This window comes from Nocardia sp. NPDC101769 (assembly GCF_044766925.1).
In the GTDB taxonomy this organism is placed as follows: domain Bacteria; phylum Actinomycetota; class Actinomycetes; order Mycobacteriales; family Mycobacteriaceae; genus Nocardia.
In genome coordinates this window covers 22,846-46,109 of record NZ_JBIWMX010000010.1, presented here as the reverse complement: position 1 = coordinate 46,109, position 23,264 = coordinate 22,846, and the positions used below count along the sequence as shown (strand labels likewise).

General features: G+C 69.0%; 20 protein-coding genes. 14 read left to right on the top strand and 6 right to left on the bottom strand.

All coding sequences use genetic code 11. The features are described 5' to 3' along the window. Positions 1-49: 49 nt before the first annotated feature. The gene (gene dnaE, locus ACIRRA_RS17880) at positions 50-3,604 is read left to right on the top strand and encodes a DNA polymerase III subunit alpha (RefSeq protein WP_402768865.1); all 3,555 of its coding nucleotides are present in this window, start codon (positions 50-52) and stop codon (positions 3,602-3,604) included. A 125-nt stretch (positions 3,605-3,729) separates the two neighbouring features. Here the strand turns inward: dnaE and ACIRRA_RS17875 are convergent, their stop codons facing one another. Continuing rightward, entirely contained in the window at positions 3,730-3,954 is a 225-nt protein-coding gene (locus tag ACIRRA_RS17875; RefSeq protein WP_402768863.1) for a hypothetical protein, read from the bottom strand. A gap of 86 nt (positions 3,955-4,040) precedes the next feature. Here ACIRRA_RS17875 and ACIRRA_RS17870 point away from each other — a divergent pair, with 86 nt between their 5' ends. Both ACIRRA_RS17870 and ilvA read left to right on the top strand, forming a co-directional pair. Next, entirely contained in the window at positions 4,041-4,478 is a 438-nt protein-coding gene (locus ACIRRA_RS17870) for a nitroreductase family deazaflavin-dependent oxidoreductase (RefSeq protein ID WP_402768860.1), read from the top strand. Positions 4,479-4,602: 124 nt separating this feature from the next. Beyond that, positions 4,603-5,958, top strand: coding sequence for a threonine ammonia-lyase IlvA (gene ilvA, locus ACIRRA_RS17865; RefSeq protein ID WP_402768857.1), 1,356 nt, complete (start codon positions 4,603-4,605; stop codon positions 5,956-5,958). 65 nt (positions 5,959-6,023) lie between these two features. Here ilvA and ACIRRA_RS17860 read toward each other — a convergent pair whose 3' ends face one another. Continuing rightward, positions 6,024-6,701 (bottom strand): response regulator transcription factor, encoded by a 678-nt coding sequence (locus ACIRRA_RS17860; protein WP_402768854.1) that lies wholly within the window; start codon positions 6,699-6,701, stop codon positions 6,024-6,026. 188 nt (positions 6,702-6,889) lie between these two features. Between ACIRRA_RS17860 and ACIRRA_RS17855 the strand changes: the two genes are divergently transcribed. Then, a complete protein-coding gene (locus ACIRRA_RS17855; protein WP_402768851.1) occupies positions 6,890-8,062 on the top strand; it encodes a DUF2235 domain-containing protein in 1,173 nt (390 codons plus the stop codon). Between the two features lie 12 nt (positions 8,063-8,074). Here ACIRRA_RS17855 and treY read toward each other — a convergent pair whose 3' ends face one another. From treY to ACIRRA_RS17840, 3 genes are read right to left on the bottom strand one after another with little or no spacing between them, the layout of a single operon-like run. Continuing rightward, positions 8,075-10,483: a malto-oligosyltrehalose synthase gene (gene treY, locus ACIRRA_RS17850; RefSeq protein ID WP_402769280.1), complete on the bottom strand. Its 2,409-nt coding sequence runs from the start codon at positions 10,481-10,483 to the stop codon at positions 8,075-8,077. Between the two features lie 11 nt (positions 10,484-10,494). Then, complete coding sequence (glgX, locus tag ACIRRA_RS17845; protein ID WP_402768848.1) at positions 10,495-12,606, bottom strand: glycogen debranching protein GlgX; 2,112 nt, start codon at positions 12,604-12,606, stop codon at positions 10,495-10,497. A 10-nt stretch (positions 12,607-12,616) separates the two neighbouring features. Continuing rightward, positions 12,617-12,751 carry a hypothetical protein gene (locus ACIRRA_RS17840; protein WP_402768845.1) on the bottom strand — a complete coding sequence of 45 codons (135 nt, stop codon included), beginning with the start codon at positions 12,749-12,751 and terminating at the stop codon, positions 12,617-12,619. 50 nt (positions 12,752-12,801) lie between these two features. Between ACIRRA_RS17840 and ACIRRA_RS17835 the strand changes: the two genes are divergently transcribed. The 4 genes from ACIRRA_RS17835 to ACIRRA_RS17820 all read left to right on the top strand — a co-directional run bounded on the left by ACIRRA_RS17835 (position 12,802) and on the right by ACIRRA_RS17820 (position 16,249). Then, complete coding sequence (locus ACIRRA_RS17835; protein WP_402769277.1) at positions 12,802-14,082, top strand: adenosylmethionine--8-amino-7-oxononanoate transaminase; 1,281 nt, start codon at positions 12,802-12,804, stop codon at positions 14,080-14,082. Positions 14,083-14,137: 55 nt separating this feature from the next. Further along, entirely contained in the window at positions 14,138-14,638 is a 501-nt protein-coding gene (locus ACIRRA_RS17830; RefSeq protein ID WP_402768842.1) for a MarR family winged helix-turn-helix transcriptional regulator, read from the top strand. Beyond that, complete coding sequence (locus ACIRRA_RS17825; RefSeq protein WP_402768839.1) at positions 14,635-15,444, top strand: ABC transporter ATP-binding protein; 810 nt, start codon at positions 14,635-14,637, stop codon at positions 15,442-15,444. Before ACIRRA_RS17830 ends, ACIRRA_RS17825 begins: the two co-directional genes overlap by 4 nt. A gap of 64 nt (positions 15,445-15,508) precedes the next feature. After that, on the top strand, positions 15,509-16,249 hold the full coding sequence (locus ACIRRA_RS17820; RefSeq protein ID WP_354843208.1) for an ABC transporter permease: 741 nt from the start codon (positions 15,509-15,511) through the stop codon (positions 16,247-16,249). Between the two features lie 57 nt (positions 16,250-16,306). Here the strand turns inward: ACIRRA_RS17820 and ACIRRA_RS17815 are convergent, their stop codons facing one another. Further along, positions 16,307-16,600: a hypothetical protein gene (locus tag ACIRRA_RS17815; protein ID WP_402768837.1), complete on the bottom strand. Its 294-nt coding sequence runs from the start codon at positions 16,598-16,600 to the stop codon at positions 16,307-16,309. Positions 16,601-16,705: 105 nt separating this feature from the next. On the opposite strand from ACIRRA_RS17815, the gene ACIRRA_RS17810 reads away from it, so the two are divergent. From ACIRRA_RS17810 to ACIRRA_RS17785, 6 genes are all read left to right on the top strand, one after another. Beyond that, positions 16,706-17,860, top strand: coding sequence for an 8-amino-7-oxononanoate synthase (locus tag ACIRRA_RS17810; RefSeq protein ID WP_402768834.1), 1,155 nt, complete (start codon positions 16,706-16,708; stop codon positions 17,858-17,860). Beyond that, on the top strand, positions 17,857-18,579 hold the full coding sequence (gene bioD, locus ACIRRA_RS17805; RefSeq protein ID WP_402768831.1) for a dethiobiotin synthase: 723 nt from the start codon (positions 17,857-17,859) through the stop codon (positions 18,577-18,579). Before ACIRRA_RS17810 ends, bioD begins: the two co-directional genes overlap by 4 nt. Before the next feature lie 98 nt (positions 18,580-18,677). Further along, positions 18,678-19,895: a DUF1800 family protein gene (locus ACIRRA_RS17800; RefSeq protein WP_402768828.1), complete on the top strand. Its 1,218-nt coding sequence runs from the start codon at positions 18,678-18,680 to the stop codon at positions 19,893-19,895. Between the two features lie 17 nt (positions 19,896-19,912). After that, complete coding sequence (locus tag ACIRRA_RS17795; protein ID WP_402768826.1) at positions 19,913-21,169, top strand: DUF1501 domain-containing protein; 1,257 nt, start codon at positions 19,913-19,915, stop codon at positions 21,167-21,169. After that, on the top strand, positions 21,166-21,855 hold the full coding sequence (locus ACIRRA_RS17790) for a response regulator transcription factor (protein ID WP_402768823.1): 690 nt from the start codon (positions 21,166-21,168) through the stop codon (positions 21,853-21,855). Before ACIRRA_RS17795 ends, ACIRRA_RS17790 begins: the two co-directional genes overlap by 4 nt. Continuing rightward, positions 21,852-23,249: a sensor histidine kinase gene (locus tag ACIRRA_RS17785; protein ID WP_402768820.1), complete on the top strand. Its 1,398-nt coding sequence runs from the start codon at positions 21,852-21,854 to the stop codon at positions 23,247-23,249. Before ACIRRA_RS17790 ends, ACIRRA_RS17785 begins: the two co-directional genes overlap by 4 nt. Positions 23,250-23,264: the final 15 nt, after the last annotated feature.

The window sequence follows — 23,264 nt, the reverse complement described above, 5'->3', positions numbered from 1 at the left end:
CCGCCGCGTGCCTTCGGAACTCGTCGGTGGGGCCGCATAGTATGTCCGGGTGTCAGCCTCGTCGGGATCATTTGTCCATCTCCACAACCACACCGAGTACTCGATGCTCGACGGCGCGGCGAAGATCACGCCCCTGTTCAAAGAGGCGACACGGCTCGGGATGACCGCCGTCGGCATGTCCGACCACGGCAATATGTACGGCGCCTCGGAGTTCTACAACTCCGCCAAGAAGCAGGGCATCAAGCCGATCATCGGCATCGAGGCGTACATCGCGCCGGAGTCCCGGTTCAACACCAAGCGTGTGCTGTGGGGCGACCCGTCGCAGAAGAGCGATGACGTCTCGGGTTCGGGTTCCTACACCCACATGACCATGGTCGCCGAGAACGCGACGGGTCTGCGCAACCTGTTCAAACTGTCGAGTCTGGCCTCCATCGAAGGTCAGCTCGGCAAGTGGGCGCGCATGGACGCCGACATCATCGCCGAGCATGCCGAGGGCATCATCGCCACCACCGGTTGCCCCTCGGGCGAGGTGCAGACCCGGCTGCGCCTGGGCCACGAACGCGAGGCCCTCGAAGCCGCCGCCAAGTGGCAGGAGATCTTCGGGCCGGAGAACTTCTTCCTCGAGATCATGGACCACGGGCTGTCCATCGAACGCCGGGTGCGCGAGGGCCTGCTGGATGTCGGCAAGAAGCTGGGCATTCCGCCGCTGGCCACCAACGACTGCCACTACGTGCACGAGCACGACGCATCCAATCACGAAGCGCTGCTGTGTATTCAGACCGGCAAGACGCTCTCGGACCCGACCCGCTTCAAGTTCGACGGCTCCGGCTACTACCTCAAGTCCGCCGAGGAGATGCGCGCCATCTGGGACGCGGAAGTCCCCGACGCGTGCGACAACACGGTGCTGATCGGCGAGCGCGTCCAGTCCTACGACGATGTCTGGGCCCACCGCGACCGGATGCCGATCTTCCCGGTGCCCGAGGGTCACACCCAGGCCACCTGGCTCGAGCACGAGGTCATGGTCGGCCTGGACCGGCGCTTCCCGAGCGGGGCGCCGGAGGAGTACATCTCGCGCGCCAGGTACGAGCTCGGCGTCATCAACGAAATGGGCTTCCCCGCTTACTTCCTCGTCGTCGGTGACCTCATCACCTACGCGCGCTCGGTCGGCATCAATGTCGGCCCGGGCCGTGGTTCGGCGGCCGGTTCGCTGGTCGCCTACGCCATGGGCATCACGAACATCGACCCGATTCCGCACGGTCTGCTGTTCGAGCGCTTCCTCAACCCCGAGCGCGTCTCGATGCCCGATATCGATATCGACTTCGACGATCGCCGTCGCGGTGAAATGGTCCGCTACGCCACCGACAAGTGGGGCAGCGACCGGGTCGCCCAGGTGATCACCTTCGGTACGATCAAAACCAAAGCGGCGCTGAAGGACTCGGCCCGCGTGCAGTTCGGCCAGCCGGGCTTCGCCATCGCGGACCAGATCTCCAAGGCGCTGCCGCCGCCGATCATGGCCAAGGACATTCCGCTCTCCGGCATCATGGATCCCGAGCACGAGCGGTACAAAGAGGCCGCCGAGGTCCGCGAGCTCATCAACACCAACCCGGACGTCAACAAGATCTACGAGACCGCACGTGGTCTCGAGGGCCTGATCCGCAATGCCGGCGTGCACGCCTGCGCGGTCATCATGTCGTCCGAACCGCTCACCGACGCGATCCCGGTCTGGAAGCGCGCGCAGGACGGCGCGATCATCACCGGCTGGGACTACCCGTCGTGTGAGGCCATCGGCCTGCTGAAGATGGACTTCCTGGGTCTGCGCAACCTCACCGTCATCGGTGACGCGCTGGTCAATATCAAGGCCAACCGCGGCATCGAACTCGACCTCGACACGCTGCCCCTGGAAGACCCGGCCACCTACGAACTGCTCGCGCGCGGTGAAACCCTCGGCGTGTTCCAGCTCGATGGTGGCGCCATGCGAGATCTGCTGCGCCGCATGATCCCCACCGGCTTCGAGGACATCGTCGCCGTGCTCGCGCTCTACCGCCCCGGTCCCATGGGCATGAACGCGCACAACGACTACGCCGACCGCAAGAACGGGCGGCAAGAGGTCAAGCCCATCCACCCGGAGCTCGAAGAGCCCCTGAAGGACATCCTGCGCGATACCTACGGCCTGATCGTGTATCAGGAGCAGATCATGCAGATCGCGCAGAAGGTGGCCGGCTACTCCCTCGGCCGAGCCGACATTCTGCGCCGCGCCATGGGTAAGAAGAAGGCCGAAGTCCTCGAGGCCGAATTCGAGGGCTTCGAAAAGGGCATGCTGGAGAACGGATTCACGAAGCCCGCCATCAAGGCGCTGTGGGACACGATTCTCCCGTTCGCCGGTTACGCGTTCAACAAGTCGCACGCCGCCGGCTACGGCCTGGTCTCCTTCTGGACCGCGTACCTGAAGGCCAACTATCCCGCCGAGTACATGGCCGGTCTGCTCACCTCCGTCGGTGATGACAAGGACAAGGCCGCCGTCTATCTGGCCGACTGCCGCCGCCTGGGCATCCAGGTGCTGCCGCCCGACGTCAACGAGTCCGAACTCGAATTCGCCTCCGTGGGCAACGACATTCGCTTCGGCATGGGCGCGGTCCGCAATGTCGGTGCGAACGTGGTGGCCTCGATCATCGCGGCACGCAAGGAGAAGTCGAAGTTCACCGACTTCTCCGACTACCTGAACAAGATCGACGCCATCGCCTGCACCAAGAAGGTCACCGAATCCCTCATCAAGGCAGGCGCTTTCGACTCGCTCGGGCATCCCCGCAAGGGCCTGCTGCTGGTGCACTCCGATGCCATCGACGCGGTCATGTCGACCAAGAAGGCCGAGGCCATCGGTCAGTTCGACCTCTTCGGCGGCCTCGACGACGCCGACGAGTCCATTGCCAGCGTCTTCAATGTGAAGGTCCCCGACGAGGAATGGGAGACCAAGCACAAGCTCGCCCTGGAGCGGGAAATGCTGGGCCTCTATGTGTCCGGGCACCCACTCAACGGCGTCGAGCACGTTCTCGCGGCCCAGTCCGACACCCAGATCCCCGCCATTCTCGAAGGCGATATCAAGGACGGCGCGCAGGTCACCATCGGCGGCATCTTCGCCAATGTCACCCGCCGCGTGAACAAGAACGGCTTGCCCTGGGCGTCGGCCCAGCTCGAGGACCTCACCGGAGGCATCGAGGTGCTGTTCTTCCCGCAGTCCTACTCCGTCTACGGCATGGACGTCACCGAGGACGCCATCGTCCTGGTCAAGGCCCGCGTCAGCGCCCGCGACGATCGCGTCTCCCTGATCGCCAACGACCTTGTGGTGCCGGACCTTTCGTCCATCGGCGTGGACAAGCCACTGTCGGTGGTCATCCCCACCCGCCTGTGCACCCCCGACAAGATCGGCGAGCTGAAGCGGGTGCTGTCCCGGCACCCGGGCACCGCGAACGTGCACATCAAGCACGTCGGCTCCCGGGATCGCACCACCATGCTGAAGGTGGCCGACAACCTGCGGGTCTCGCCCTCCTCGGCCCTCATGGGCGACCTGAAGGCCCTCCTCGGCCCAGGCTGCCTCGGCGTGGGCTGATCTCGATACCGCCGTCGCATCGTGTGCCCCTCGCCTCGCCGCGGGGCACACGTGTTGTCACAGCCGGGTGAGTTAACAGGGAAACCGCATGAATCGGTCGAAGGGTACGGGCCGGAAGGCTCGAATCAGCGGAAGTTGCGCGTCCCGCCGATGATCCAGCGCAGCGTCGCGATCACCGTCGCGCCGAGCACCGCGGCCTGCGCCGATCCGGTGATCAGGGCGAGTGTCAGGCAGACCACCACACCGGCGAACAAAGCCTCCAGCTTGTAGACCGGCCACGCCGTCCCGGCGATGTCCACGGAAGCGTGCGAGCGAAGCCGCTCGGTGTCCGTAGGGTGAACCACTGCCATACGGTAAGGGTAGACGGTGAACCAAAGTTCGGGCAACCGAAACTTCTGTCGGGAACAACACGGGAACACGTGTGGTTGCCCAGTTCATGCCACTTATCGGAGAGTACGAACCCAGCCCGTCCGACTGGTCGCGAGAGCAGGCCGAGCAGTACGAGAACTCCGGGGGCGCGGAGGCCAACCTCCTGCGCGGTGTGCCGATCATCCTGCTGACCACCCGCGGCAACAAGTCCGGCAAGCTCCGCAAGACCCCGCTCATGCGGATCGAGCACGACGGCGAGTACGCGGTGGTCGCCTCCCTGGGCGGCGCGCCCAAGCACCCGGTCTGGTACTGGAACGTCAAGGCCGATCCGCATGTGGAACTGCGCGACCGCGACGTGGTCAAGGACTACGACGCCCGCGAGGTCACCGGCGACGAGAAGACCCTCTGGTGGAAGCGGGCCGTCGAGGTGTGGCCCGACTACGCCGAATACCAGAAGAAGACCGACCGCGAGATCCCGCTGTTCGTCCTCACCCCGCGCCCCTGAGCGCCGCCCGCCGTATCGCCGGGAAGCACGGCGGCCGGTGAGAGAAGGTCTCGGTTCGATGTGACCGGGACCTTTTCGTGGCGCTGCCGCAGGCCCCTCGCATGCTCCCAGCTAGCATGTTCGGGTGTCTGATCCGCTTGTTGTTGCCGAGAGAGTGTCCGGTTCGCTGCCCGAATTGACGGCGGACGAGATCGATGCGGCCGCGAAGCGAATTTCGGAGATTATCGAGCCGACGCCGCTGCAACGGATTCCGCGGCTGTCGGCGCTGACCGGGGCCGAGGTCTACCTCAAACGGGAGGACCTCACCGCCGTCCGCTCCTACAAGCTGCGCGGCGCCTACAACCTCATGGTGCAGCTGACCGCCGCCGAGAAGGCCGCGGGCGTGGTCACCGCCAGCGCCGGAAACCACGCGCAGGGGGTGGCTTTCGCATGTAAGGCCATGGGCGTCACGGGTCGCATCTACGTGCCCACCACCACCCCGAAGCAGAAGCGCGACAGAATCCGCGTGCACGGCGGCGAATTCGTGGAACTCATCGCCGTCGGCGACACCTTCGACGCGGCCGCCGCGGCCGCCGCCGACGATGTGAAGCGCACCGGGGCGACCATGGTCCCGCCCTTCGACGATCCGCGCACCGCGGCCGGGCAGGGCACCATCGCCGCCGAATTCCTCGAACAGCTCGGCCGCGAGCCCGATCTGGTGGTGGTTCCGGTGGGCGGCGGTGGCTGCCTGGCGGGTATCGCCACCTATCTGCGGGAACGGTCGCCGCACTCCGCGATTCTCGCGGTGGAGCCGACGGGAGCGGCGTCCATGACGGCCGCGTTGGTGGCCGGCGGCCCGGTGACCCTGCCCGAGATCGACCCGTTCGTGGACGGCGCCGCTGTGCGCCGGGTCGGCGCGGTCGGTTACCAGGCGGTGGTGCGCTTCGGCGGCCAGGTTCGCTCGCACGCCTCGCTGCCCCTGCTGACCAGTACTGAAACCGGTTCGGGCGCAGGCTCTTTCCGCATGATACACGTGGACGAGGGCGCCATCTGCACCGCGATGTTGGAGCTGTACCAGAACGAGGGCATCGTCGCCGAGCCGGCGGGCGCGCTCGCGTCGGCGGCGCTGCGCGAGGTCGAGATCGAGCCGGGTTCGACGGTGGTGGTGCTGCTCTCGGGCGGCAACAACGATGTCTCCCGCTACGGCGAGGTCATCGAGCGGTCGCTGGTGCATCAGGGCCTGAAACACTATTTCCTGGTGGACTTCCCGCAGGAGCCCGGCGCGCTGCGCCGCTTCCTGGACGAGGTCCTGGGCCCCGATGACGACATCACCGTGTTCGAGTACGTCAAGCGCAACAACCGCGAAACCGGCGCCGCCCTGGTCGGTATCGAACTGGGTACCCCGGAGGGCCTGGGACCGCTGCTCGAGCGGATGGACAAGGCGCCGATCCAGTGTGAGCGGCTGGATCCGAACTCGCCCGCCTACCGGTATCTGACCTGACCGGTGGCCCGTGTAATCCGACCCCTCGTTCGGATCACACGGGTCCGGTTGCCCCGGTGGGGCATTCAGGCGTGCAGGAGGTATCCCGCCGCCGAGCTGTGAATGATCCGCGGCCGGCCGAGCTTGCGGTCCAGGCGGGTGATCACCTCGTCCACGCCCGCGGTCGAGGTTGAATCGCTGCAGAAGGCGGCGATCTCGGCCGGGGTGACGAGGGTTCCGGCGCGCGCGGCCAGCAGTTCCAGCGCGCAGAATTCGCGGGTGGTCATGGTCAGCAGGATTCCGCGGCGGCGCACCCGGCGACGTAATCGGTCCACCACCAGATCCCCGATGGTGAGCACCGGCGAGTGCGGCGAGCGCCGCGGCGAGCACAGCGCCCGCACCCGCGCGGCGAGTTCGCCCAGCGAGAACGGCTTGGCCAGATAGTCGTCCGCGCCGACCGCGTAGCCCTCGCGCCGATCGGCGGGGCTGTCGCGCGCGGTGATCAGCAATGCGGGTGTGCGATCCCCCGATTCCCGTTGCCGCCGTACGAGTTCCAGTCCGTCGCCGTCCGGTAGCCCGCGGTCCACGATGAGGCAGTCGTAGATCCGCACCCCGCACTGCTCGGCGGCGTCGGTGAGATTGCGGGCCAGATCGACGATGAATCCGGCCGCCCGCAGTCCGTCCGCGACCCGCTCGCCCAGCCGCTCGTCGTCCTCGCATACCAGGACACATACGCTGCGGGCGCTCACTCCATCGTCGGACATGCCGCCACGGTGCCACAGGGATCGTGAACGAATCGTGAGCGATCGCCGCGCGAGCGCGGGGTGTTAACCCTGCGGGGAGAGGTGCCTGTGAGGCGCGCGCCGGGATTAACGACCGCGTGGCGGCGGCGCGATAATCGGGTAGTTCACTACGCGTGAAACCGAACGGTCAGGACGGGAGGCTGACGTTCATGAAAAGGCTGGTCGTGTGTTGTGACGGCACCTGGAAGGCCGAGTCGAGCTCGACGGTGTCGAACATCGTGAAGATTGCGGAAACGGTCAAGCTGACCGGGACGGACAGGGAGGGGAAGTCCGTCGGTCAGCGCATCAACTACGTCTCGGGCCCGGGCTCGCGCGGCTTCATGTCCGACAAGTTGCTGGGCGGCGCGTTCGGGCTGGGTCTGGAGGCCAATCTGTCGGCCGCCTACTGGCAGCTGGCCCTGAACTGGGAGCCCGGGGACGAGATCTACATCTTCGGCTTCAGCCGCGGCGCGTACACCGCCCGCAGCCTGGCGGGGATGATCAACCGGCTCGGAATCCTGACCTACGAGGCCATCATCGGGGGTCGATACCCGAAGGCGCTGGAGATCTACAAGACCCGCAAGAAGAACCCGGACGAACCCGATCCGCCGGAGTGGGCGGCCTTCCGCGCCGCGAACTGCCACCCCGAGAGGCCGGTCATCAATTTCCTCGGCGTCTTCGACACCGTGGGCGCGATGGGCGTCCCGGGCCTCACATCGCGGCTGCACCGCTTCCACGATGTACGGCTCTCGCACATCGTGCTGTGCGCGCGGCAGGCGCTGGCCATCGATGAGCGGCGGCGCGCCTTCGCGCCCTGCCTGTGGGAGATTCCCGACGATCAGCGCAATCTCTACAACCGTCCCGACCGGGTGAAGCAGGTCTGGTTCGAGGGCGTGCACAGCGATATCGGCGGCGGCTACGCCGACTGCGGACTGTCCGACATCACCCTGCGCTGGATGATCGCCGAGGCCGAGGCCGAGGGACTGGCCTTCGATCACGACCGCCTCGGCACCCTGCTCAGCAGTTGCCCGTTCGACGCCATGCACCTGCATGATTCGCTGAGCCCGGGCTTCCGGGTACTGAACTACGCCCGCCTGACGACCAGCCTGCGCAGCCCGCGCTTCTACTGGGATTCGTGGCGCAAGCTGCTGCAGCCCGAGGACCAGGACAGCTTCCTGGCCGCCACCGTCCCGGACCGGAAGGGCTACCGCCCGGCCAATATTCACCGCTGGTGCGAGCATCGGGGCGGTCCGGTGCCGCCGGATCTCATCGAGCCCATCCACCAGGCGCCGCCCACCACCGGTGACGACCAGGGCGGCGGTCCGGAAAGATCCGCCGCCTGACCGGCCGGCCGCTCAGCGCACCAGCAGGGCCACCGGTAGCCGGGCGAACAGCTTCTCCAGCCGCGCGCGCCCGGAGAAGGTATGGCCGGTGAGCCGGTCGGTCCAGTGTCCCTGCGGCAGATCCAGCACCGTGTCGGCCCAGCCGCCCGCCTCGTCCAGCCGGATGCTGTGCCGGGTGACGGCCACGATCACCTCGGGGGTCTCCCCGGTGCGGCCGCGAGCGTAGGAGAGCAGGTGCTGGGCACGGTCGCCGGCCGCGAACAGCGGGATGTAGGCGCCGCCGACGAAGCAGTCGGGGCGTTCGCGGCGCAGCCACAGCGCGTACGCCACGATCCACATCTTGACCGCACCCGTCGGGTCGAGGTCCGGTGTGCCGGTGAGGGATTGCAGCAGCAGGGAACGGTGGGTGAAGTCCACCGGGCGGCGATTGTCGGGATCGACGAGCGAGTCCTCCCACAGTTCGCAGCCCTGGTAGATGTCCGGGATGCCGGGGCCGCACAGTTGCAGCAGCTTCTGCGCCAGCGCGTCGGTCCAGGCGTGGCCGGCCAGGTCGGCCACGAACTCACCCAGTTCGGCGCCGACGGGCCCGTCGATGACGGTGTCGATCCAGCGGTGCACCGCCGTCTCGAACTCGACATCCGGTTCCTCCCAGGAGGATTGGGTGCCGGCCTCGCGAACCGCCTTCTCCGCGAACCGATGCAGCCGCTCGCGCAGCGCGGGTACCGCCGCGGCCGGGCGGCCGTCGGCGGGCCACACCCCGAACATGTTCTGCAGCAGGAACAGTGTGGTCGCGCCGTCGGGTCCGGGCGCGATCTCCTCCCAGGTGCTGATCGAGCGCGCCCAGATGTCGGGCACCTGCGAGAGCATGCCGATGCGGGCGCGCACGTCCTCGCCGCGCTTGGTGTCGTGGGTGGACAGCGCGGTCATGGTGGCCGGCCAGCGTTGCGCGCGTTCGGCATTGGCGAGGTGGAACTCGATGGGCGAGCAGCCGAAGCGGGCCGGGTCCGCGCCCATCTCCTGCAGCGACACCAGCCGCGCGGCGCGGTAGAACATGGTGTCCTCCACGGCTTTCGCGCTCATCGCCCCGCCCACCTGATGGAAGCGGGTGGCGGCCTCGCCACCGGTGGCCAGCGCGGTCACCAGCACCTGCAGCGGCGCGGTCAGCTCGGCATTGCGCCGCGCCACCTCGGCGACGACGGCCCCGACCATGCCCGCCAGCGGTGCGTAGTCGGTGCGGTAGACCGGCATGAACGACAGCACTTCGATGACGGCATTGGTGAGCGCCATGGTGTCGAAGGCGTCGGCGCGGGCGTCACGCTTGACCGCGGCGACCAGCCGCCGCACCTCGGGCACCAGCATGGTCTCAGCGACGGCGCGGCGAATCCGGTGTTCCTGCTCGGTGAACCAGGCTCGGTCGCTGCCGTGCCCGGTGAACTGCCGCGACAGGTCTGTGAGCTGTTTCTCGCCGTCCGGGTCGATGAGCACGCCGCCGATGTCGGCGAGGGAGTCGTAGCCGGTGGTGCCGTCGATGGGCAGGGTGGCGTCGAGCGGTTCACGATTGGAGAGCACCTTCTCCACCAGCAGCAGCCGCTGCGGCCCGATGAGCTGGCGCAGCCGCCGCAGGTACTCGGCGGGCTGGGCCAGTCCGTCGGGATGATCCACGCGCACACCGTCGATGAGGTCGTGTTCGCACCAGGCGGCCAGTTCCCGATGGGTGGCCTCGAAGACCGCCGGTTCCTCCTGCCGGATTGCGGCCAGCCCGCCCACGGTGAAGTAGCGGCGGTATCCGCACAGCCCCGACTTCCAGTTGACCAGGCGGTAGTGCTGCTTGTCGTGAATGCGCAGCGCGTTCTCGCCGTCGGTGCCGGGCGCGATGGGGAAGCGCAGATCGTGCAGTGCCAGCATGGGTTCGGGCCCGGAGCGGTCCACGGTCAGCGCCGCCGGGTCGTTCTCCCCGGCCAGGACCGGCAGTGCGATGCGCCCGCCCGCGCCGTTGCCCGGCGTCCAGTCGATATCGAACCAGGTGGCGTACTTGGACTTCTTGCCCTGCCGCAGCACATCCCACCACCACTGGTTCTGTCGCGGATCGGCCACCGCCACATGGTTGGGCACCAGATCCACGATGAGTCCCATACCGCGGCTGCGCACCTCGTCGGCGAGGGCCTTGAGCCCGGTCGGCCCGCCCAGCCCGGCCGACACCGTGGTCGGATCGGTGACGTCGTAGCCGTGGGTGGAGCCGCGTGTCGCGGTCATGACCGGCGACAGGTACAGATGCGAAATGCCCAGCTGCTGCAGGTATTCGGCGATGGCGCGCGCGTCGGTGAAGGTGAGCGCGTCGGGCCGCAGCTGCAGGCGGTAGGTGCTGCGCACGGGCGTCTGCCGGGCGATGGGTCCGGTGAGGTTTTCGGGCGAGCTGGTCATGGCGGTATCGATCATGCCGTACGGCGCAGCACGAGTAGACAGCGTGCGGGCACTTGCACCGTTGCGGCAGCGGAGAAGACGGTGTCGGCGGCGGGGCGGCCGGTGGGCGTGGCGCAGTCCAGGGCGACCGACCAGGCATTACCGTGCCGGGCGTCGGGGAGGGTGAAGTCCAGGGCTTGGTCGTGAGCGTTGAAGCACAGCAGGAACGAGTCGTCGGCGATGCGTTCCCCGCGCGGGCCCGGCTCGTTGATGCCGTCGCCATTGAGGAACACTGCCAGCGAGCGGGCGAAGCCGGTCTCCCAGTGGGCGTCGGTCATGGCCGCGCCGCCGGGGGTGAACCAGGCGATATCGCCCAGGTCTTGGGGAGCGGGCGCCGGATCGAAGAAGCGGCGCCGCCGGAACACCGGGTGCGCGGCGCGCAGCGCGACCGCGCGCCTGGTGAATTCGAGCAGATCGGCATTGGTGTCCACGAACGTCCAGTCCATCCACGACAGCGGAGAATCCTGACAGTAGACATTGTTGTTGCCGCGCTGGGTGCGGCCGAATTCGTCGCCGTGCAACAGCATCGGGGTGCCCTGGGAGAGCATCAGGGTGGCGAGCAGATTACGGGATTGCCGCGCGCGCAGGGCCAGGATCTCCGGATCCTCGGTCGGGCCCTCGACGCCGCAGTTCCAGGAGCGGTTGTAGTTCTCGCCGTCGTGATTGCCCTCGCCATTGGCGTCGTTGTGTTTCTCGTTGTAGGACACCAGATCCGCCAGCGTGAATCCGTCGTGCGCGGTCACGAAATTGATGCTGGCGCTGGGCCGGCGGCCGGTGGCCTCGTACAGATCCGAGGATCCGGTGAGCCGGGAGGCGAACTCGCCCAGCGTCGCCGGCTGCCCGCGCCAGTAATCCCGCACGGTGTCACGGTATTTGCCGTTCCATTCGGTCCAGGCCACCGGGAAATTGCCGACCTGATATCCGCCCTCGCCCACATCCCAGGGTTCGGCGATGAGCTTCACCTGGCTCACCACGGGGTCCTGGTGCACCAGGTCGAAGAAAGTGGAAAGCCGGTCCACATCGTGCAATTCGCGGGCCAGGGTGGCGGCCAGGTCGAAGCGGAATCCGTCCACGCGCATGTCGAGGATCCAGTAGCGCAGCGAATCCATGATCAGCTGCAGGGCGTGCGGGTGGCGCATGTTGAAGCTGTTCCCGGTGCCCGTGTAATCCATGTAATGCTGCGGATCATCGTCCACCAGGCGGTAATACGCGGCATTGTCGATGCCGCGGAAGCTGATGGTCGGCCCGAATTCATTGCCCTCGGCGGTGTGGTTGTAGACCACGTCGAGGATCACCTCGATACCGGCGGCGTGAAAGGCGCGCACCATGGTCTTGAATTCGGTGACCGCGGCGGCGGGGGAGGAGCCCGCCGCATAGCCCCGATGCGGCGCGAAATAGCCGAAGCTGTTGTAGCCCCAGTAATTCCGCAGTCCGCGATCCAGCAGAATGCGGTCGTCGAGGAACTGGTGCACGGGCATGAGCTCCACGGCCGTCACTCCCAGCCCCCGCAGGTGCTCGAGGATCGCCGGATGCGCCATGCCCGCGAGGGTGCCGCGCAGTTCCGGCGGCACCTCCGGATGCGTGACGGTCATGCCCTTCACGTGCGCCTCGTAGATGACGGTCTCGTGGTACGGGCGTTTCGGCGCGCGATCGTCGGCCCAGTCGAAGTACGGGTCGATGACCACCCCGGTCATGGTGTGCCCGAGTGAGTTCTGCCCGAAGTTGTAGGGCGCGGTGGCGGTCCCGAAATCGCCCTCGAACGCTTTGCCGTACGGGTCCAGCAGCAGCTTGCTGGGATCGCAGCGCAGTCCGCGCTTCGGATCGAAGCCCCCGTGCACCCGGAAACCGTACCGTTGTCCGGGCCCGACGCCGGGCAGATAGGCGTGCCAGACAAAGCCGTCCACCTCGTCGAGCGGCACCCGGGTCTCGCGGTGGTCCGCGTCGATCAGGCACAGCTCCACCCGGCGGGCCACCTCGGAGAACACCGAGAAGTTCGTCCCGGCGCCGTCGTAGGTCGCGCCCAGCGGGTAGGCGGTCCCCGGCCAGACACCGAGCGCGGCGGTGCCGGGAGTCGCGGGAGCCATGATCCAGACCCTAGCGGGCCGGATCGTCCTCCCGGCCGAGTCCCCGCCGCCCGGTCTGCCCGACCAGATCCTCGATCTGGTCGTTGGGTGCGTTGGTCCCGTGCCGGTGGACGCCGGGGTTCGTGGTAACTTGAACGCCGTTCAAGCCCGCTCCTCGAAGGACTTCTCGTGGCATCGACCGAGCCTGTTGCGGCACTGACCGAGCCCGCCGGGGCGCCCTCCGGCGAGATCGCCGCGATCGACGCCGCCCACGTGTGGCATCCCTACGGCGGCTTCCCGGCCACCACCGCACCGCTGGTGGTCGCCTCCGCGTCGGGCACCCGGCTCACCCTGGCCGACGGCCGGGAACTGGTGGACGGCATGAGCTCCTGGTGGGCCGCCGTGCACGGGTATCAGCACCCGGTGCTGGACGCCGCCCTGCTGGCGCAGTCACGCAAGATGAGTCACGTCATGTTCGGCGGCCTCACCCACGAGCCGGCGGTGCGGCTGTCGCAGCTGCTGGTCGAGCTCACGCCCGAGGGCCTGGACAAGGTCTTCCTCTGCGACTCCGGCTCGGTGTCGGTGGAAGTCGCGGTGAAGATGTGCCTGCAGTACCAGCGGGCGCTGGGGCGGCCGGAGAAGCACCGGTTGATGACCTGGCGCGGCGGCTACCACGGCGACACCTTCACCCCCATGAGTGTCTGTGATCCCGAGGGCGGCATGCACTCGCTGTGGACCGATGTCCTGGTCCCGCAGGTCTTCGCGAGCCCGCCGCCGGAAGCCTATGAGCCGCTATACGTTTCGGAGCTGGAGCGGACCCTCGCCGCGCACGCGCACGAATTGGCGGCGGTCATCGTGGAACCCGTGGTGCAGGGCGCGGGCGGCATGCGCTTCCATGATCCGCGCTACCTGGCCGATCTGCGCCGACTGTGCGACGAGCACGGTGTCCTGTTGGTGTTCGACGAGATCGCCACCGGATTCGGCCGCACCGGAACGCTTTTCGCCGCCGAGCAAGCGGATGTCCGGCCCGACGTCATGTGCGTGGGCAAGGCCATCACCGGCGGCTACATGAGCCTGGCCGCCGCGCTGTGCACCACCGAGATCGCCGAAACCATCAGCCGCTCGCACGGCGGGCTCATGCACGGCCCGACCTTCATGGGCAATCCCCTCGCGTGCGCGGTCGCGGTGGCCTCGATCGAACTGCTGCTCTCGCGCGACTGGCAGAGCGAGGTCCGCGAGATCCAGGCCGGGCTCGCCGAGGGCCTGGCCCCCGCGCATGACCTCCCGGCCGTCGCCGATGTCCGCACTCTCGGCGCGATCGGCGTCATCGAACTGAACCATCCGGTGGACATGCGCAAAACCACCCACGCCGCAGTCGAATCCGGTGTCTGGCTCCGCCCGTTCCGCAATCTCATCTACTGCATGCCGCCATTCATCAGCACCCGCGACGACGTCCGCCGCATCACCGCCGCCATGTGCGCCGCCGCAGCCGTCTGACCGTCGATTTCGCGCTCCGGTCGAAATACCTCTGAAACAGAGCTATCGTGGGAGCGTGTCCGAAACTGGCCGGGGGAACGCGGAGAGTGACGACTACGCCGAGCTGATGACCCTGCTGTTCGGCTCCATGGGTCGGCTGCGGCGGCAGGTCGGCCGGCTGGCCGGGCGGTCGTTCGATGAGCCGGGGCTCTCCGGCGCGCAGTCGGAGTTTCTGCGGCTGGTGGGGCGGCGGCCGGGCATCTCGGTGAAAGAGGCTGCCGGAGAACTGGGTTCGGCGGCGAACAGTGTGTCGACGTTGGTCACCGAGTCGGTCAGGGCGGGGCTCGTGGTGCGCGAACCGGATCCGCGGGACCGCCGGACCATGCGACTGTCCCTGACCCCGGATGCGCAGCGGATCGCCGACGAGACCCGGCGGCACCGGCACGCCGTGGTCGCCGAGGCGCTCGACCAGCTCACCGAAACCGAACGCGCGCAACTGCGCAGCGGTCTGGCGGCCATGACGCGCCTCACCGATCTGCTGCACGAACGCGAGCACTCCCGCGGAGGCGACCGATGACCAGCGTGCCCGCCGTCGAATGCGTCGGCCTGACCCACCGCTACGGAACCAACACCGTGGTCGACGATCTCGCCCTCACCATCGAACGAGGTGAAGTGTTCGGCCTGCTCGGCCCCAATGGCGCGGGCAAGTCCACCACCATTCAGCTGCTCACCACGCTCATGCCCATCCAGTCCGGCAGCGTCCGGGTGTTCGGGCTCGATGTCACGACCCGCGCCGCGGACGTCCGCTACAACCTGGGCTATGTGCCGCAACAGCTCTCGATCGAGGCCGGGTTGACCGGGCGGCAGAATGTGGCCTGGTTCGCGCGGCTGTTCGACGTGCCGCGCACCGAGCGGGCCGAGCGGGTGGACGAGGCGCTCGACGCCATGAACCTGCTGGATGTGGCCGACCGGCTGGCGGGCGGCTATTCGGGCGGCATGATCCGCCGCCTGGAGCTGGCCCAGGCCCTGGTGAACCGCCCCGCCCTGCTGGTGCTGGACGAGCCGACGGTGGGTCTGGATCCCATTGCGCGCGACAGCGTCTGGGAGCGGGTCGCCGAGATGTGCTCCGGCCACGGCACCACCGTGCTGCTCACCACCCACTACATGGCCGAGGCCGACGCGCTCTGCGATCGAATCGCGCTGCTGCACAAGGGCGTGCTGCGCGCGACCGGTTCGCCCGCCGAACTGAAGGCCGGAATGGGCCCCGGGGCGACCCTCGAGGATGTCTTCCGGCATCACGCGGGGGAGGGCCTCGACGATGTGACCGAAGGGAACATGCGCAATGTCCGAAGCACTCGCCGGACCGCCCGGCGCGCGGGCTGATACGGCATTCACGCCGGTCCTGGCCCCGCGCGGATGGGCGCGCCTGCCCCGGCTGACCTCCCGCATGGGCACCTTCGCGCTGGTGGAGATCCAGAAGCTGCGCCACGACCAGACCGAAGTCCTCACCCGCGCAATCCAGCCCGTGCTGTGGATGGTGATCTTCGGGACCACCTTCTCCCGCCTGCACGCCCTGCCCACCGGGTCGGTGCCCTACCTGGACTTCCTCGCACCCGGCGTGATCGCCCAGTCGGCGCTGTTCATCGCCATCTTCTATGGCATCCAGATCATCTGGGACCGGGACGCGGGCATTCTCACCAAACTGCTCGTCACCCCGACCCCGCGGGCCGCGCTGATCGCCGGAAAGTGTTTCGCCGCAGGCGTTCGCGCCATCGCCCAGATCCTGGTGATCGTGATCGTGGCGCTGCTCATGGGCGTGGCTCTGACCGGTAACCCGCTGCGCGTGCTCGCCACCGTTCCCGTGGTCTTCCTCGGCACGGCCTTCTTCGCCTGCCTGTCCATGACCATCGCCGGGCTGGTGCGCGCCCGGGATCGGCTGATGGGTATCGGCCAGGCCATCACCATGCCGCTGTTCTTCGCCTCCAACGCGCTCTACCCGGTTGACCTCATGCCGACGTGGCTGCGGGTCGTCAGTCACGTCAACCCGCTCAGTTACGAGGTGGACGCGCTGCGTGGCCTGCTGATCGGCACACAGGCCGACCTCTGGCTGGACTTCGGTGTACTGGCCGGGGCCGCCACCCTCGGCGTCGCCACCGCGTCGGCCCTGCTGGGCCGGCTGGTCCGGTAGGCCGACGCGGTCTCGGCTACCGGTGTGGTGTCGTGTCGGCTCGCGCGGTGCGAGCCGTCAACGGTTGGCCCGTTTTTCGCGTACCTTGTCTGAATTGTCACTGTCTGACAGGACTTCCCAGACCTTGAATACGCAGTGATAGTCGTCGGACCAGCCACGGGCGATCAGCATGAAGGTGTCGCCGTCTCGCAGGATGGTGCGGCGGCTGATCAACTTCGGATGATCGGGTTGGAATTTCGAGACGAGGTCCGGGACTTTCGCGAGGGCTTGTTCGCGGGTTCCCACCACCTCTGTGAGGATCTTCGGACTCCAGGTTTTGCTGTCGCCGAAGCCGGTCGTCTGCTCGACCACTATTGCCCATCGTGGCATCGCGCAGCCTCCTTACGACTTCCCAGCATAGCGCCGCGTACCGACACCCATGGCCCCCTGAACGGTGTTCAAGTATGCTTCCGAGCTGTGACTGCCGATCCCCTGAGCTGGCTCGACGCGCGCGCTGCCGAGCGCGTGGACGCCGGACTGCGCCGTGAGCTGCGCCCCCGCACCTCCGACACGGTGACCATCGACCTGGCCTCCAACGACTATCTCGGGCTGGTGCGCCACCCCGAGGTGATCGAGGGCGCCGTCGCCTCGGTGCGGTACTGGGGCACCGGCGCGACCGGCTCGCGCCTGGTCACCGGGACCACCGCCGAGCACGAGAAGCTCGAGACCGAGCTCGCCGAATTCGTCGGCGCGGAGGCCGGATTGGTGTTCGCCTCCGGCTACGCCGCCAACCTGGGCGCGGTCACCGCGCTGTCCGGTCGTGGCGCACTGGTGGTTTCGGACGCGGGCAGCCACGCCTCGCTGGTCGACGCCTGCCGGCTGTCGCGGGCGCGGGTGGAGATCGCGCCGCACTGCGACCCGGCGGCCGTGGACCGCCTGCTGTCCGAGCGCACCGAGGAACGAGCACTGGTCTTGACGGATTCGGTGTTCAGCGCCGACGGGGATCTCGCGCCGCTGACCGAACTGCACCGGGTGACCCGGGCCAATGGCGCGGTGCTCATCGTGGACGAGGCGCACGGCCTGGGGGTGCGCGGCGACGGCGGCCGCGGCCTGGTGCAGGAGTGCGGGCTGGCCGGCGAGCCCGACCTGGTGATCACCGCGACCCTCTCCAAAGCCTTTGCCGCCCAGGGCGGCGCGGTGCTGGCCAGCGAACGGGTGCGCGCCCACCTCATCGACGCCGCCCGCAGCTTCATCTTCGACACCGGCCTGGCGCCCGCCGCCGTCGGCGCGGCCCGCGCGGCCCTGCGGCTGCTGCGCCGCGACCCCGAGATGGCCCAGCGGGTGCTCGACCGCGCCGCTGATCTGGCCCGCATCGCCGGTGTCGGCCAACCGGATTCGGCTGTCGTCCCGGTCATCCTCGGCGATGCCCAGGTCGCCTACGACGCCGCCCAGGCCTGCCGCGCCCGCGGCCTCAGCGTCGGCTGCTTCCGCCCGCCGTCGGTTCCCGAGGGCACCTCCCGCCTGCGCCTGACCGCCCGCGCCGACCTCACCGAGGCCGAGCTGGCCACCATCGCAACCGTTCTCGGCGAGGTCCTCGCCGAAGCCCGTGGGCGGCAGGTGGTCCCGGCATGAGCCGCCTCCTGTTCATCACCGGCACCTCCACCGACGTCGGCAAGACCATCGTCACCGCGGCCCTGGCGGCGACCGCCCGCTCCGCAGGTCTGGACGTCGCCGTCTGCAAACCGGCCCAAACCGGCGTGGCCCCCGGCGAACCCGGCGACCTCGCCGAGATCACCCGGTTGAGCGGGGTCACCCGCACCCTCGAACTGGCCCGCTACCCGGAGCCCCTGGCCCCCGATACCGCCGCCCGGCGCTGCGGCCAACCGCTGCTGACCCTGTCCGAGACCATCGCCGGCATCGAGTCCTGCGCGGACGCGGACCTCGTCCTGGTCGAGGGCGCCGGCGGCCTGCTGGTCCGCATCGGCGACTTCACCCTCCTCGACCTGGCCCAGAAACTCAGCGCCCCGGTACTGCTGGTAGCAGCCCCCGGCCTCGGCACCCTCAACCACAGCGAACTGACCACCCGAGCGCTGGCCGCCGCGGGCGTCCCCTGCACAGGCCTCGTCATCGGATCCTGGCCCGCCACCCCCGATCTCGCCTCCGAGTGCAACCGCACCGACCTCCCCGCCGTAACCGGCGTCGACGTGGTCGGCTCCATCCCCTCCGGCGCCGGCTCCTGGCCCGCCCCCGATTTCACCACCGCCGCCCCCACCTGGTTCGACCCGACCTGGACCGCCGGCCACCTCCTGACCCGTGCCCAGCAATCGCCCGGGTGGGTCGGTGCCTCGTAGCACCGGTTGCTGGCTTTGCCGGCAGTGACGCGAGTTCCGAGGAACTGTCGGCCGGGCGCCTCATGAATTCCTAACAGGTGGTTCGGCAGGCTGGCAGCATGGATGAGCCCGGGGTTGCGCATGTGCTGCGGCGCACTACGTTCGGACCGTTTCCCGGGCAGGTGGAGTCGTTGGCGGGGCGCGGGACCGAGGGCGTCGTCGACGCGGTGCTCGGGGCGAGACCGATGCAGGTTGCGACGCCGGTATTCGACGAGGAGGCCGATGCCGCTTCGAATGGGCCGGTCGGTGCGTGGCTGCGGGCGATGGTGGATCCGGCGGCCGGGGTGCACGAGAAGATGGTGTGGTTCTGGCACGGGCATTTCACGTCGAGTCATGACAAGGTCGACACCTGGGACCTGATGTGGCGGCAGCATCTGTTGTTCCGGAAATTCGCGCTGGGGAATTTCCGGGAGCTGGCGCAGGCGGTGACGGTGGACGGGGCCATGCTGCAATGGCTCGACGGTGCCGGATCGGTTGCACAGGCGCCCAATGAGAATCATGGGCGGGAGCTCATGGAGTTGTTCACCCTCGGGCGGGGGAACTACACGCAGCGGGATGTGAAGGCCGCGGCGGTCGCATTGTCCGGGTGGAGTGTCGACGACCACGGGTCGGTGGCATTCGATCCGGAATCCGGGAACCAGCGGGCCGTGGAACTGCTGGGACGACAGGTGACCACGGTCCGCGATGCCGTCGACGTGCTGTGCGATCGGCCCGAGTGCGCGCGGTTGATCGCCGCGAAACTGCACCATTTCCTGGTCGGTCGGGTCGCCTCGGAGCAGCGGCTGACCGAGCTGGCCGCGGTGTTCACGCAGGCGCGCTTGGAGATTCGGCCCCTGGTGGCGGCGATCCTGCACGATCCGTCGTTCACGGAGGCGAGGTACGCGCGCCCGCGCTATCCGGTCGAATGGGTCACCGCCACCCTGGCCGTGTGCGGGATCGACAATGCGGCAACCGCTTTCGAGACCATGACCGCGCTCGGCCAATCGCCGTTCTATCCGCCGAATGTGGCGGGCTGGCCGCCGGGGAATCGGTGGGTCGCGCCGGGTGCGGCCGTCGCACGAGCGGCACTGGCGGTGAACGCGCCCGCGCTGACCGAGATCGCGGGGGCCGGCGACCCGGTCGCGGCCGCGTTCACCCGCGCCTCGATCTACGACCCGAGCCCCGGAACCCGCACCGCCGCACACGATCTGGCGTTCGAACTGCGCCGGAACCCGGAACAGGCCGCGACGGCCCTGCTGGCCCTGGTCATCACCTCGCCGGAATTCACGCTGGCATGAACCGGAAGGACTTTTCCATGGTCTCGTTGAATCGGCGTACCGTGCTGCGGGCGGGTATCGGCGCCGGGGCGGTGGCCGCGGTCGGCGGGGTGGCGGGCCATCGGCTGCTCGGCTCGTCAGGCTCGCCCCAGGTCTGGAATCCGCCCGCGCCGATACGGGCGGCGGCGCTCGACAAGCGGCGGCTGGTGGTGATCGAAATGGCCGGGGGCAGTGACGGATTGTCGATGGCCGTGCCCTACGCCGACTCCCGCTATCACGACCTGCGGCGCGGAACCGCGATCGCCGCCGAGCACGTGCACGCCATCGATGGCGCGCTCGGCTTGCATCCGCAGCTGAAAGAACTTGCCGCCGCGGGCGTCTCGGTGATTCCGGGCGTGGGCACCGCCAAACCCGATCTGTCGCATTTCGAGATGCTGCACCGCTGGCAGACCGGCGATCCCGAGGGCACTGCCCGGCCGGACACCGGATTCCTCGGGCGGCTCTGCGACCACCTCGGCGACCCGGCCGCACCGGCGGTGGGTGTGTCGCTGGGCATCGGCGCGACACCGGCGCTCGCCTGCGAACGGGTCACCACACTGTCGGTGGATGCCGGAAACGACGGCCTGTTCCCGGTTTTCGAGGACGAGAACGTCCGCGCTGCCTGGCTGGCCGCCCAGCGGGCCATGGCGCACCCGGACCGCGCGGACGCGCCGCTCTTCGCCGCCGCCCGGGCCGGCAGCGCGGCCGCGCTGCGGTTCTCGGATGTGGCGGCCACCCTCCCGGCGGCCGCGGACGGCTATCCGGGCAGTGATCTGGGTGTCCAATTGCGTTTGGCCGCACGGCTGCTCGCCGACGACAACCACGGCCTGCGCATCGTGCACGTCCCCATGGGCGCGGACTTCGACACCCACTCGAAGCATTCGCGCCGCTACGAGATTCTGATGCGGGCGCTGGACGCGGGGCTCGCCGCCTTCCGCCGGGACCTGGCTGCCCGTGGCATCGCCGATCGCGTGCTCGTCGCCGCGTACAGCGAATTCGGCCGCCGTGTCCCGGTGAACGACTCGGACGGCCTCGATCACGGCGCGGCCGGGACCGCCCTGCTGCTCGGGCCCACCCGCCCCGGCGTCTTCGGGGAGACACCGTCGCTGCGCGCCCTCGACGCGGACGGCAATCTGCACGCCACGGTCGATATGACCGAGTTCTACGCCACCCTCGCCGAGAGCTGGTTCGGTGTCCCGGCCGGGGACGTCCTGCCCGGTTCCCCGCGTCCGCTGCCCGGGGTCGTGGCCGCGTGACCGGTCTGGATGCTGTAATTGCGCAGGTGCGGGTACTGGTGTGCGAGGACGACAGGAATCTGGGCGACGAGGTCGCGGCCGGGCTGCGTGCGGCCGGTTTCGCGGTGGACCTGGCCCGCGATTACGCCGATGCCGACCTGAAGATCACCGTCAACACCTACGACTGCCTGGTCGTCGATCGCGGCCTGCCCGACGGCGACGGCCTCGACCTGGTGCGCGCCCATCGGGACTCCGGGCAGCGCACCCCGGTCGTCATGCTCACCGCCCGCGACGCCCTCGCCGACCGGCTCGACGGCTTCGCCCAGGGCGCCGACGACTATGTCGTCAAACCGTTCGCCATGGACGAACTGGCCGCCCGCGTGGGCGCGTTGTGCCGGCGCCGGGAGCTGCCCGCACCCACCCGCACGGTCGTCGGCACCCTCGTGGTGGACCGGCCGCGCCGCCGTGTCCACCGCGCGGGCACGCTGCTGACCTTGACTCCGAAGGAGTTCGGCGTCCTGGAGCTTCTCGCGGTGCGCGCCGGAACCGTCGTGACCCGCGCCGAACTCATCGAATGCTGCTGGGACGAAATGGCCGAACCCGCCTCCAATGTCGTCGATGTCGTGGTCGCCCAGCTGCGTCGCAAGCTCGGCTCCCCGCCCCTCATCGAAACCGTCCGCGGTGCCGGTTTCACCGTCACGCCGTGAAGATCCGGCGGCATGTGACGGCCCGTGACCGTCCCGGCAACGCGGGCACGCGACCGGACGCCGATCCCGGTGCGGCCGACCATGATTCGGCGCGAGGCGGGCTCGCCCGCCGGCGGTGGAGCAGGCCCGGGCCACGACCGACCACGCTGGGTCGGCTGCGGCGCACGCGATGGCTGCTGACCGCGCTGTTCACCGCGCTGACCGCCGTCTGCCTGATCGTGCTGGCGTCCCTCGCGGCCTCCATCGATGGGCATTCGCGGGAGAAGGCCCTGGACGCGGGCGTCGACCGGGTGGTGACCGGGCTGGTGCGCGAGGTGTACTGGAACGAGGACGGCAGTGTCGATCTGGAGACCGTGCGCGGCGACGACGATCTGACCAGCGGCCCCAGCGCCGTCGCGATTCTGGTCCGCGAGCAGAACGGCCGATGGCAGGAACTGTTCGTGCACAGGCGATCCGGGCTGCCCGCGGACCTGACCGGACTCGCGCAGCGGGCCGCCGATGCCGAGGACACCCAGTGGCACAGCCTCACCGACCGCGGCGGCAATCCGGTGCGACTGGCGGCGGCCCCGGCCTGGGACAACGACTCCACGGTCGGCGCCGTCGTTTTCGCGGGCGGCGACCCGGCGCCGGGGGAGAGCGACCACCGCAGCCTGGTCGTGGCCCTGTGGGGCGGCGGGCTGACCCTGGTGGCGCTGGCCGCCCTGGCCGGACACCTGTTGTCCGGGGTGAGCATGCGCCCGGCGGTGCGCATGCTCGACCAGCAGGAGCGCTTCCTGTCCGAGGCCTCGCACGAATTGCGCACGCCCCTGGCCACTTTGCGGCTCTACCTGGATGCGGCGCTGCGTGATCCGGCCGACGCCCGGCGCGCGGTCACCGACGCCCGCGCGCTCACCGACCGCATGGGACGGATGGTGGCCGGGCTGCTGGCCCGCACCCGCGCCGAAACCGGTGTGGGCGAACTGGATCGGCAGCGCCTGCACCTGGACCAGCTGGTGGAGGGTGTGGTCGCGGAATGCGGCGGGGACGTCACCCTCACCGCGGAACCCACTGCGGTGCGGGCTGATCCGGATCTGCTGGCCCTGGCGGTCCGCAATCTCATCGACAATGCCCTGGTGCACGGCGGCACGCCCGTGGAGGTGCGGGTGGCGGAGGGGCGGGTGCTCGTGCGCGATCACGGGCCCGGCCTGGATCCCGCGCTCACCGATCCCTTCCGGCGTGGCGCGGTCGGGGCGCGCGGGCATCACGGCATCGGCCTGTCGCTGGTGCGGTGGGTGGCGACCGTCCATTCCGGTTCGGTGACCCTGGCTCCCGCACCGGGCGGCGGCACCCTGGCCACGCTGGCGCTGCCGGTCGCGCCCGAGGACGCGCCGGGTGGCCCGGTGGAGTTGCCGTGATCTTCATCACATCGG